12 protein-coding genes are annotated in these 12,476 nt (G+C 37.9%); 6 read left to right on the top strand and 6 right to left on the bottom strand.

All coding sequences use genetic code 11. From position 1 onward, the window contains the following. The first annotated feature begins 131 nt into the window (after positions 1–131). From BMX11_RS04160 to BMX11_RS04190, 6 genes are all read left to right on the top strand, one after another. Positions 132–473, top strand: coding sequence for a hypothetical protein (locus BMX11_RS04160; protein ID WP_139180125.1), 342 nt, complete (start codon positions 132–134; stop codon positions 471–473). A 179-nt stretch (positions 474–652) separates the two neighbouring features. After that, on the top strand, positions 653–982 hold the full coding sequence (locus BMX11_RS04165) for an HNH endonuclease (protein ID WP_217643802.1): 330 nt from the start codon (positions 653–655) through the stop codon (positions 980–982). A gap of 2 nt (positions 983–984) precedes the next feature. Further along, positions 985–1,563, top strand: coding sequence for a hypothetical protein (locus tag BMX11_RS04170; RefSeq protein ID WP_090881755.1), 579 nt, complete (start codon positions 985–987; stop codon positions 1,561–1,563). Further along, positions 1,564–2,550 carry a DUF4407 domain-containing protein gene (locus BMX11_RS04175; RefSeq protein ID WP_090881757.1) on the top strand — a complete coding sequence of 329 codons (987 nt, stop codon included), beginning with the start codon at positions 1,564–1,566 and terminating at the stop codon, positions 2,548–2,550. Between the two features lie 309 nt (positions 2,551–2,859). Then, entirely contained in the window at positions 2,860–3,411 is a 552-nt protein-coding gene (locus BMX11_RS04185) for a thermonuclease family protein (protein ID WP_090881761.1), read from the top strand. A gap of 106 nt (positions 3,412–3,517) precedes the next feature. After that, positions 3,518–4,822 carry a cryptochrome/photolyase family protein gene (locus tag BMX11_RS04190; protein ID WP_090881763.1) on the top strand — a complete coding sequence of 435 codons (1,305 nt, stop codon included), beginning with the start codon at positions 3,518–3,520 and terminating at the stop codon, positions 4,820–4,822. On the opposite strand, the gene BMX11_RS04195 is transcribed toward BMX11_RS04190, so the two are convergent. The 6 genes from BMX11_RS04195 to BMX11_RS04220 all read right to left on the bottom strand — a co-directional run bounded on the left by BMX11_RS04195 (position 4,812) and on the right by BMX11_RS04220 (position 12,476). Next, complete coding sequence (locus BMX11_RS04195; RefSeq protein WP_090881765.1) at positions 4,812–5,705, bottom strand: FKBP-type peptidyl-prolyl cis-trans isomerase; 894 nt, start codon at positions 5,703–5,705, stop codon at positions 4,812–4,814. The two genes, BMX11_RS04190 and BMX11_RS04195, sit on opposite strands and share 11 nt — an antisense overlap. 6 nt (positions 5,706–5,711) lie before the next feature. Further along, positions 5,712–6,161, bottom strand: coding sequence for an FKBP-type peptidyl-prolyl cis-trans isomerase (locus BMX11_RS04200; RefSeq protein WP_090881767.1), 450 nt, complete (start codon positions 6,159–6,161; stop codon positions 5,712–5,714). 174 nt (positions 6,162–6,335) lie between these two features. Next, complete coding sequence (locus BMX11_RS04205) at positions 6,336–8,129, bottom strand: acyl-CoA dehydrogenase family protein (RefSeq protein ID WP_090881769.1); 1,794 nt, start codon at positions 8,127–8,129, stop codon at positions 6,336–6,338. A gap of 200 nt (positions 8,130–8,329) precedes the next feature. Further along, positions 8,330–9,505, bottom strand: a complete 1,176-nt coding sequence (locus BMX11_RS04210) for an acetyl-CoA C-acyltransferase (protein WP_090881772.1) — start codon at positions 9,503–9,505, stop codon at positions 8,330–8,332. A 70-nt stretch (positions 9,506–9,575) separates the two neighbouring features. Next, a complete protein-coding gene (locus tag BMX11_RS04215; RefSeq protein WP_090881774.1) occupies positions 9,576–9,932 on the bottom strand; it encodes a four helix bundle protein in 357 nt (118 codons plus the stop codon). Positions 9,933–10,070: 138 nt separating this feature from the next. Beyond that, positions 10,071–12,476, bottom strand: coding sequence for a 3-hydroxyacyl-CoA dehydrogenase/enoyl-CoA hydratase family protein (locus BMX11_RS04220; RefSeq protein ID WP_090881776.1), 2,406 nt, complete (start codon positions 12,474–12,476; stop codon positions 10,071–10,073).

Genomic DNA, 12,476 nt, shown 5'->3' on the forward strand with positions numbered 1-12,476 from the left:
TAAAACCCAGTGCAATCTCTCATTTAAACATTAGAAATGTCTTCTCTACCAGCAAAAAGATTCTTGTTTTTTTTTGCAGCTACGGTTTCCAGTAAGGAAATCATTTTTAGCCTGGATACTTTTAAGGCTAAATGATAAAACAGCTATATATCTCTCTCCTATTACTAATGATGGCCAAAAATGTGGTCGCCCAGAAACAAAAAGTTTCTACTTTTCAATTAATGGAACCCCATTTTAATTCTAAGGTAATTAGTGGAACCATTACGGAAGTTTACACTACCCAACGGTATGGCAAAACATTTTGGTGGGTAAAAATTGGAACCGATACCATTATCCATGTTTGGGGTAAGCATCTCGATACAGCTAATATGAAACCTGGCCTAACCCGTAAATTTTATTCTATTAAACGTTTGAACAACAATTGGTGGAAGAAAGAAAAATCTGAATTCCCAGTACAAAAACCAAACAGATAACTCATTCAACATAAGCCAGCTATACCAAATAGTAATCTTATTTTTTCTTTAAAATTAATTATCGTCTTTACGGTTTCCCGTAAGGGAAGCCGTACGGGGTTGGGTAGTTTTGGTTAATCAAAAATCAAACTGCTATATGGTCAAAAATTACTACCTAATATACCAGAATAATAAAAATCATGGGAATTTATAGAAGATACATTAGCTTGAAGGATCCTCAAAAAACTGAAGAGCAAATAATCAAAGTTCATGGTTCTTATGGTGCACTATTATTTGATAGAAGATGGAAAGACAAGAGGCTTTCAATTTTAGAACGCGATAATAAAAGATGTGTTATTTGTGATTTCAATGAAAACCTACAGGTACATCATAGGCAATATCATTATATAGAAATGTCAAAAAAATTTAAAGTACCATGGGATTATCCTGATAAATTACTGATTACTCTTTGCAATTCCTGCCATCAACGTGGTCATTCTCAATATAAAGTCCCTATAATTCATATATAGATATGTTTAATTTCTTCAAAAAACCTAAAACAGAAACCTTAGCTGTAAATACAACAATCCCAGAGGGAACAATGCATAAACCTCCAATTGGAATTGATATTCCTGAAAATATTTTTATTGAGAATAATAGGAATTTTCAATCTGATGAAGATATGACAGCCTTAAAAAAAACAGAAAGTAATATTGAATTATTATTCGACTTCTTAGACATGAATCATGAAAAGAAAGGCTACGATGATGCTTTGACAAATCCGGATGCTAAACATCTAGAACAAAATATTGATACTTTGAGAAATCAATTAGAAAGGAAGATCAGAAGAGTAAAAATTTTCTATGAAGATTTCATAAAAGAAATAGACTTCCATATTGATAGCCGAGCTAGGAGCGGATTTGTAGACGTGGTAGATGAGCTTAAAATGAAAAAAAGTATAGCTGAAAGCCACATTAAAAAGGTATTAGATATTGAAGAGGAAGCAAAGAAAAATATTGGCGATAGTGAGGGAATAATTATCAGCTATAAGCGAGGCTTTATGAACGGGCTTTCAGCAATATCACATCATACCATTTTAAAGCGTTTTTAGATGAAAAGATTTCAATTTTGGTGGCTTAAACTTAGTTGCTTTTTAACCGGATATAATTTTTACATCCTCAGTAATTGTAGTGAAGTCTCATCACGCAAAGTAAAAAAATATGCCGCTGCACTTTTGATTGTGGCAACAGTTTGGGCATTTGTCGGTTATTGCTTCTGTAGCAGGTACATTAAACTTGGTCCAACAGGAAGTATATCTGGGGCATTAATAGCCATAATTATTATCATCCAAATAGAAAGGCAAATATTACTTGCTGATAAAGCTAATATATTTTTGAAATGGATCCGTGTTTTACTTGCAATGTTAATGGCAGTGGTGGGTTCCTTAATTATTGATCAAATAATATTCAAAGATGACATCGATAAAAACAAAATAGCGGCAAATCAGAAACAAGTTAATTCGCTGATGCCTGATCGCTCTAAAGAAATAATTAATCAGATATCTCAAATTAATGCTTCATTACTAATTAAGGAGAATGAACGCAAAATACTACTCAATGACATCAATAAAAATCCCACTAAACAAATTATAGAGACTACATCAAATCAAGTTCCTATTACCAGCACAACGATTGATAGCTCCAAGGTTTCAACGACAAAAACAATAATGAAAAACATACTGTCAAAAACCATTAAATCTATTCAAAACCCCAAATTTGAGCAGTTGCCATTACTAGACACACAGATAGCAACGCTTAATAATCAAAAAATAAATAAGGAAAATACGCTTTTAGAGCTGAAAACAATTTTAGAAGCAGAAATAAAGGAAAAAGTCGGTTTTTTAGATGAGCTGAACGTTATGATTAATATTCTTAAACAATCTGTTGCTGCTTTAATTGTTTACATAATTTGGTTCTCATTTTTATTGATTCTGGAACTTCTAATTCTTATAGGCAAGGTTAATGATACAGACTCAGATTATGATAAAACGATTCAGAAACAAATGAGTATACATCTTAGAAAGATAGATTTACTATAGAGCTTAATAACTCTTTTTTCTACGTCCTATATATAATTGTTATAGAGATTATGTATTGATCTTCATATTGAAATCATCTCTTAAATCGATAATATAATTCCTGAAATCTCCCCATCTCATGAAACTCCTCTCCCTCATCTTCCTATTTTTAATCAACACTACTTGTACTGACGTCAAAACGGTGTACATTTGCGGCAATGGCAAAACCAACAAATACCATTTAAGCGAAAGGTGCCGTGGATTGGGTAATTGCCATTATAGAATAATAAAATCAACGATAGATAAAGCGAAAAACGAGGGCAAAACCTTATGTGGCTGGGAAGATTAATTTTAATTACATCACTTTTATATTTCAATCCTGTATTTAGTCAGTTCAAAAGTAACGAACAAGTAAAACTAAACTTAAAAAATCAAATTTTTGTAGCCAAGGTAATCGGCATTTCGGATGGCGATACGATGGAGATTTTATATCAAAACACACCTATTAAGATCCGTCTTGCACACATTGATTGTCCTGAAAAACGAGGCTCACAACCGTATGGAAATAACGCTAAAAAATCTTTATCAGATTTATGTTTCGGACAGCAGGTAAAGGTTTACGGGCAAAAATATGACCGTTACCGCCGACTAATTGCTGTTGTTAAAACGAATAGCAATCTAATTGTCAATCAGGAAATGATTAAACAGGGTATGGCCTGGCATTTTAAGAAATACTCTAAAGATGAAACCTATGCCAATCTGGAAATAGTAGCCAGAAAACACAAAATAGGACTCTGGAAGGATCCAAACCCTACTCCACCCTGGGAATGGCGCAAATCGAAACATAAAAAACCAATTTTAAAGATTCAGCAATCCAGTTAATCAAAAGCATTCCGGTGATTAAAGCTCCAGGGGGTGAAAAAATTAATGCCGTTTTTCAATTTCAGTTGTTAAGTTTGTTTACCTTAAAATACACATCCCCTGGCAAATGAAAAAAACCTGTAATATCCTTTGGTTCCGTCGCGATCTAAGATTAGAAGATAATGCTGCCCTTTACCGGGCGCTAAAGGGAGAGCATCCTGTATTACCCCTTTTTATTTTCGATCAAAATATTTTAGATCAGCTCCCTAAAGGAGATGCCAGGGTTACCTTCATTTATGAAACAATCGAAAAGCTTAAATCGGCTCTTCAAAAGCAGGGATCAGATTTATTGGTAAAATATGGCAAACCTGAAAAGATATGGTCGGAGGTTTTGGAAGAATACGAGGTAAAGGCAGTGTATACCAATCACGATTACGAGCCCTATGCGCGTGAACGCGATGATCAAATGGCTGAGTTCTTAACCAGCGAAAAAATTGCGTTCTTCACCTATAAGGACCAGGTTATCTTTGAAAAGAATGAAATATTAAAGGCCGACCGAACGCCCTACACCGTCTTTACGCCCTACTATAAACAGTGGCAAGCCAAATTGAATAGCTTTTATTTTAAGGCTTACCCTACTCAAAAATACTTTAAAAACCTGTTTCAAACCAAACACCTACCTTTGCCCGGCTTAGCAGATATGGGCTTTGAAAAGAGCACACAGCAATTTCCCAAATTAAGCTACCAATCTAAACTAGCAAACTATGCTACAGAAAGAGATTTTCCGGCATTAGACAGCACAACCCACATCGGGCTCCATTTAAGATTCGGCACCTTAAGCATCAGAAAAGCAGTAGCTGATGCGCTGGAAAATAAGTCGCACGTTTGGTTATCCGAATTGGCCTGGCGTGAGTTTTACATGATGATTTTATGGCATTTTCCTTATTCGGCCTTTGATTCCTTTAAAAAACAGTATGATCAAATCAAATGGCGAAACGATGAAACTGAATTTAAAGCCTGGTGTGAGGGGAATACAGGTTACCCCATTGTAGATGCCGGAATGCGACAGCTGAATGAAACCGGCTGGATGCATAACAGAGTGAGGATGATTGTAGCAAGTTTCTTAACTAAACACTTATTGATTGACTGGCGCTGGGGGGAGGCTTATTTTGCCGAAAAGCTGCTGGATTACGAAATGGCCAGCAACGTAGGCGGTTGGCAATGGGCAGCAAGCTCTGGCAATGATGCCGCACCATATTTTAGGGTATTTAATCCCGAATTACAGATGAAGAAATTTGATCCCAAATTCGAATACATTAAAAAGTGGATACCGGAATTTGGCACAAAAAAATATGCCCAACCAATAGTTGAGCATAAATTTGCACGAGAAAGAGTGCTTAAAGTTTATAAAGAAGCATTATCTAATTCGTAACACTTACAATTTCCAAATCAAAATCTAATACCGAATTCGGTAATATCAATATGTTTCCTGCTTGATCAGTTAAACCATTTGGCCCGTAAGCTAAATCCGATGGAACAATCATTCTAAATTTTGCACCAGCAGTATATTTAGGAACTATCTTTTTCCATCCTGCAATTAATCCAGCTAGCGTAGTTGAGTAAGTTCCATCAGTAGAGGAATCAAAAACAGTTCCATCTGTATAACGGCCAGTATATTTAAAAACTACTGTACTGTTCTCATCAATTACATCAGTTCCTGTACCTACAGTATTGGTAATATAGTATACACGCGACGCATCTTTTGTTGCGGTTAAACCTTTACTGGTCAAAAATGCCTGAATTTTTGCATCATCCCATTGCCACTGCTTATTGTAGGTAGAAAGATTAAGATAAGTGTCAATAATGGCATTAGAAGGCACATTATAGGCCGAATAACCATTTTTTCCATAAGCCAGATGTGATGGTATTAACATCCTTATCTTTGCTCCATAATAAGCACTATCTAACGCTTTAAACCAGCTCTTATTAAACTTATTTGTACGGATATACCCTAAGTATGTTCCTTCATTAGCCTTTACAGAGGTACTATAGTATATCGTTGGATCTGTAATTGATTTCTCCTGGTAAGTAAACAAGACAGAATCAGTATTCTTAATCAGTGCACCAGTTCCAGCTTCGATTATTTGGTAATAAACACCCAAATCATCGCGTTTCATGTTTAAATTATTCTTTTTGATATAAGCCTGTATAGCAGCCTCATCTACTGTTTGTATAGAATCATATTCCTTTTTACAAGAATTGAATAATAATGTAGCAGCTAAAAGCGTAACGACAGCTAGAGTATATTTTTTCATTATTTGTTATTGTACGTTATTTAAGGATATGGTAAAATCTAATACGGAGTTTGCAGGTATAGAACCCGCAGCACGGTCGCCATATCCTAAGCTTGGCGGAATAATCAACCTGATTTCGCCCCCTTTCTGGATTTTAGGAATACCAATCTTCCAGCCTTCTATCAGTTGAGAAAGATAAAAAGTTTGTTCTTTACCACCTCCATTATCGAATACATTACCATTTAACAACCGGCCTTCGTATTTAATCGTAATTTGAGTATTTGAAGGATAGGTAAATGAACCAGAACCCGGTTTGATAATTTGATAGTATAAACCGGAGCCATCTTTTACGGCATTGATGTTATTTTTCTGAATGAAATCCGTTATCTGCTTGTCTGCATTATCGCTATCCTTTTTACAAGAAGAAAGCGCAACAACGAACAAAACCAGCACTGAGAAATATTTAAACTTAACCATTATCGGCAAAAATAAGCTTTTAATACGGATGCTACAATTTTTAACCTATTTTAACATTAGTACTAAAATTAAATGCCCCTTACTTCTTATTAAATTCCAGGCCATTAAACAAAAAAGGTTTAAGATGCAGACTTAAATCCGATCTTAAACCTTTAAATAAAATTGTTCTCAAGATTAGAACGGATATTTATTTTCTTCAATTAGTTTTTGTGCCACTCGCTGACGGGCATCCTTTACGTTAAAAGGCTCCATTTTGGTAAAACGTCGCAAGCCTACTAACATCATTCTCTGCTCGTCGCCTTCCGCAAAGGCCCAAAGTGCTTCTTTTCCTGCTTTGCTTACAGCATCTACAGCTTCAACCAAATAAATACGCAATAAATCCAGTTGTGTGGCTGCTGCCTCCTCTCCTTTCAAGCTCACAATTTTTTCTGTTCTAAGCAAAGCTGATTCGGCAACGTAAACATAACCGGCCATATCTGCTATATTCATCAAAATTTCCTGTTCCTTACTTAAAGTCATCATTAGCTTTTGCACCGCAGCACCTGCTACCATTAAAGTAGCTTTCTTTAAATTTGCCAATACCTTTTTCTCTGCTGCAAAAAGTGCTGTATCCTCTTCTCCAAATTCAGGGATGCTCATCAACTCTGCGGCAACTGCTGTTGCGGGAGTCATTAGATCGAGTTCTCCCTTCATGGCACGCTTCAGCATCATGTCTACAGTTAACAAGCGGTTGATTTCGTTAGTGCCTTCAAAAATTCTGTTGATCCTGGCATCACGATACGCCCGATCCATCGGTGCATCGGCGCTAAAACCCATACCACCATAAATCTGAACACCTTCATCCACCGTATAATCCAAAGCTTCTGAGCCCCATACTTTCAATATGGCACACTCTACCGCAAATTGCTCTACGGATTTTAAACGCGCTTTCCCCGATTCCATGCCACCTGCCACCAAAGCATCGTATGTATCATCAATGTTTTGTCCGGCGCGATAGTTTGCTGCATCAACAGCATAAATTTTCGATGCTGCTTCGGCTATCTTATAACGGATAGCGCCATATTTGGAAATAGGCCTGCCAAATTGAATCCGCTCGTTTGAATAATTAATGGCCGTGTTTAAAGTAGCCTTTGAAGCCCCGATTGCGGCAGCAGATAATTTGATACGACCGATATTTAAAATATTTACAGCAATCTTAAACCCATTCTGCCTGTCGCTTAGCATATTCTCTACCGGAACAGGGCAATCGTTAAAGAAAACCTGGCGGGTTGAAGAACCTTTAATACCCATTTTATGCTCTTCAGGATTCATGGTAATTCCTACGAAGTCCTTTTCTACGATAAAAGCAGTTAGATTGGCATCATCGTCAATTTTGGCAAAAACAATAAATATGTCTGCAAACCCACCATTGGTGATCCACATTTTCTGTCCGGTAATGATGTAATGTTTACCGTCATCGCTCAGCTTAGCCTTGGTTTTACCCGAGTTCGCATCCGATCCGGAATTCGGTTCTGTTAAGCAATATGCCGCCTTCCATTCTCCCGATCCCAGTTTTGGAATATATTTTTCTTTCTGGGCATCATTACCATAGTATAATATTGGTAAAGTACCTATTCCAGTGTGTGCAGAAAGTGCAACAGCAAACGAATGCCCTGCGCCAACTACATCTGCAACCAACATAGAAGTATTGAAATTCTTACCAAAGCCACCATATTGCTCTGGCACAGAAACGCCTAAAATACCCAACTCGCCTGCCTTTGTTAATAGAGTAGGCATCAATTCTGGATCTTCCTGCTTGTCTATCTTATCTAAATTGGGATAAACTTCAGCTTCCAAAAAATCACGACAAGTTTGTGCAATCATTTGTTGCTCTTCATCAAACTCTTCCGGAATAAACACATCTTGGTAAACGGTTTCCTTAATTAAGAATTCACCGCCTTTAATTGTCTTTTTTTCAGTTGTTTCCATTTTGTTAGTATCTAGTAGCGAGTATCAAGTATCAAGACCTGGTCTCAGTACTATACAATCGCTATTGTTAGTTAAGGTAATCAGTGGCAAAGGATATGAATTAGCAGAGTCAAGTAAGATCTTTTTTTACTGCTCATCTTGATACTTGATACTCATATCTTGATACTCATATCTTGCTACTCCTATCTTGCTTCTCATATCTAAAGTAATTCAAAAATCCCTGCTGCGCCTTGACCAGTGCCGACACACATGGTTACCATGCCGTACTTTTTATTTTGTCTTTTTAATTCATTCATGATTTGAACGGTTAGCTTAGCGCCAGTGCAACCCAGTGGGTGACCGAGTGCAATTGCTCCACCATTTACATTGATCACTTCCGGATTCAGGTCTAAGGTTCTGATCACGGCTAAAGATTGTGAGGCAAAAGCTTCGTTCAACTCAATAAGATCGATATCCTCTTTTTTAAGTCCGGCTTGCTTTAATGCTTTAGGGATGGCCTCGATAGGTCCGATCCCCATAATTCTTGGTGGAACTCCTGCAATGCCATAACTTACCAATCTGGCAATAGGCTCCACATTCAATTCCTTCATTTTCTTTTCTGAAACCACCAGTACAAAGGCAGCCCCATCCGAAGTTTGGGATGAATTTCCAGCAGTAATACAGCCATTGGCATCGAAAACAGGCTTTAGTTTCGCTAACTTTTCTAAAGTGGTATCTGCTCTGGGACCTTCATCAGTATCTACCACATAAGAACGGGTTTTCTTTTTGAGATTTTCATCCAGATAATTTTCATTCACCGTAATAGGTAAAATACCATCTTTCAAATGACCATTTTTAATCGCATTTACTGCCTTTTCATGAGATTTAAGGGAGAAAGCATCCTGATCCGCTCTGCTCACATTATATTCTCTGGCTACAGCCTCAGCGGTTAGCCCCATCCCCCAATACCAATCGGGATTATTTTTAGCCACATCAGCATTAGGCACCAATTTCCATCCACCGAAAGGCATTCCACTCATAACCTCCACTCCACCGGCAATGATACAATCGGCCATACCTGCTTTAATTTTAGCTACGGCAGTTGCAATCGTATCTAAACCAGATGCACAGTATCGGTTAACGGTAACCCCAGGCACCTTATCGGTATCCAATCCCATTAAGGAGATCATACGCCCAATGTTAAGGCCTTGCTCAGCCTCAGGTGTGGCGTTCCCCACAATTACATCGTCGATCTGCTCTTTATCTAGATTTGGAACTGATGCCACTAAAGCTCTAATTACTTCAGCAGCTAAATCATCAGCCCTGGTAAAACGGAATACACCTCGAGGGGCTTTCCCCACCGCTGTACGGTATCCTCCTATAATATATGCTTCCATATTCTTTTAGTATCTAGTAGGGAGTATCAAGTATCAAGACAAGTCTCAATACTGGAATACCACCAAGTCTTTACTTATTTATTAACTTTCTTTCTAATGCGTAAACCATTTTCTGAATTTCAATTGTTCTGTCAATTAAGTCTGTAGCAAATGTATCATCAAGTAATTCAAGTCTCCTCGCAATGATAAGCTGTGTTTCCAATTCAAATGCGGAGCCTTGACTAATGGACAAAAAATACTTAAACTGAGCAGCGCTCCCTCTTCCCGATCCTTCATCGATATTAGAAGATATCGAAACCGCACATCTTTTTATCTGTGAAACTAAACCGTAATTTTCATCTGATGGCAAAAAATCTATCGCTTTATATACCGAAATAGCTAAATCTATAGACTTTTGCCAAACTTTTAACTCCTTAAAATTATGCATACCTGATTATTTTAAATTAAAAATCAAGTAGTCAATTATGATTACCTTTTAATATTCAACACCCAGCCCCTCTAGTTCTATCTTGATACTTGTACCCTGATACTTGCATCTTAATACTTGCATCTTGATACTAAGAAATTAATTTCTCAATGGTTTTCCTTTTGTAATAATACTCTGAATTCTTTCTAAACTCTTTCTTTCTCCTGCCAGTGATAAAAAGGCTTCCCTCTCTAAATCCAATAGGTATTGCTCTGTGACTTCGGTTGGGGCAGATAAATCGCCTCCGCACATGACGTAGCCCAATTTTTCAGAGATTTTTTTATCGTGTTCAGAAATATAATGACCAGAATACATGCTGTTGGCTCCGGCATAAACAATACCTAACCCTTGTTTACCCAACACTTTAATGTCATTGCGTTGAACGGGTTTAGTGTAGCCTGCATCTGCAAGTTCAATCGCTTTGGCTTTGGCATCTGCCAGTAAACGATTACGATTCATGGAGATCGAAAATTTATCCTTCTGCAGGTATCCGAGTTCATAAGCCTCATAACCAGAGGTAGAAACCTTGGCCATGCCAATGGTTAGGAAGCGATCCTTAAGGGCATTTTGTACAATCTGATCGTCACGGTATTCATCCGATGCCCGCAAAGCAAATTCCTTCGTTCCGCCACCACCTGGGATTACCCCTACGCCAAATTCTACCAAGCCCATATAAGTTTCGGCAGATAGCTGCACATGATCGGCGTGAAGACTGAACTCACAACCTCCACCCAGGGTTAAATTGTGCGGTGCCACCACTACAGGAATTGAAGAATAACGAATGCGCATGGAGGTATTCTGGAACATTCTGATTGCCATGTTCAATTCATCCCATTCCTGCTCTACCGCCATCATAAAAATCATCCCCACATTGGCTCCTGCAGAGAAATTTGCACCATCATTACCGATAACCAGTCCACGGTAATCTTTTTCAGCCATATCTATAGCCTTATTGATACCGGAAATCACATCACCTCCAATGGTATTCATTTTAGTATGGAACTCCACATTCAAAATGCCATCACCTAAATCAATGATGGATACGCCGGAATTTTTCCAGAGGGTTTTATTTTCTCTTAAATTATCCAGAATGATAAACTCATCGGTTCCTGGAACTGCTTTGTAGCTTTTTGAAGGAATATCGTAATATTTCTTGGTACCATTTTCTACTTTGTAGAAGGCAGTATTACCGGCCTCCAGCATTTCCTGAACCCAGGTAGCGGCTTTGTTCCCATATTGCTCCATGCCTTCAATGGCTTCCTTCACGCCAACGGCATCCCAAAGTTCGAACGGTCCTAATTCCCATCCAAAGCCGGCACGCATGGCATCATCAATCCGGTATAATTCATCTGAAATTTCTGGAATTCTATCCGAAACATATTCAAATAAGCCAAATGATGAGTGTCTGAATAACTCTCCGGCCTTATCTTTCCCTTTTGCAAAAATCTTCATGCGTTCCCGCAGATTTTCTACAGGTTTGGTCATTTCCAGCGTAGCTGATTTAACCTTCTGTTGCGGCTTATATTCAAGTGTTTTTAAATCCAGGGCCAGAATCTCAGTCTTACCATCTGCAGATTTTGTCTTTTTATAAAAACCTTGTTTGGTTTTATCGCCCAGCCACTTATTTTCTTCCATTTTCTGCACATATGCAGGTAATTTGAAAAGTTCGTGCGCTTTATCGTTCGGGCAGTTATCATACAAACCTTTGGCAACTTTGATCATGGTATCCAATCCCACAACATCCGAAGTACGGAAAGTAGCCGATTTGGGTCTACCCAATGCCGGACCTGTAAATTTATCTACCTCTTCTACTGTCAAATCAAGTTTTTCAACCAGATGTAAGAGTGCCATAATAGAATAAACCCCAACCCGGTTGGCAATAAATGCAGGGGTGTCTTTACATAAAACTGTCGTTTTACCTAAAAACTTATCACCATAGTGCATCAAGAAATCTACAATTTCAGGTTGGGTATATGGTGTAGGAATAATTTCTAATAGTTTTAAATACCGTGGCGGATTAAAAAAGTGGGTTCCACAGAAATGCGCTTTAAAATCATCGCTTCTACCTTCAGCCATTAAATGAATTGGGATACCAGAAGTATTTGAAGTAATCAGTGTTCCTGCCTTACGGTATTGCTCTACCTGCTCAAAAACTTTCTTCTTGATATCCAGGTTCTCAACCACCACCTCTATCACCCAATCGTAGCCAGCAATCTTCGACATATCGTCGTCGAAATTTCCGGTTTTGATTTTGTTTACCACCTTTTTACTGTAAACGGGAGATGGGTTACTTTTGATAGCCGTTTGCAGTGCAGTATTCACAATCCTGTTTTTTACGGCAGGCTTTTCAAGCGTTAGTCCTTTTGCCTGTTCTTCAGGGCTCAGTTCTTTAGGGGCAATATCTAACAGCAAAACCTCTACACCAATGTTGGCGAAATGGCATGCAATACGTGAGCCCATAATTCCTGAACCTAAAACAGCAACTTTGTTTATGCTTCGTTTCAT

This window comes from Pedobacter rhizosphaerae, assembly GCF_900111155.1.
GTDB lineage: Bacteria > Bacteroidota > Bacteroidia > Sphingobacteriales > Sphingobacteriaceae > Pedobacter > Pedobacter rhizosphaerae.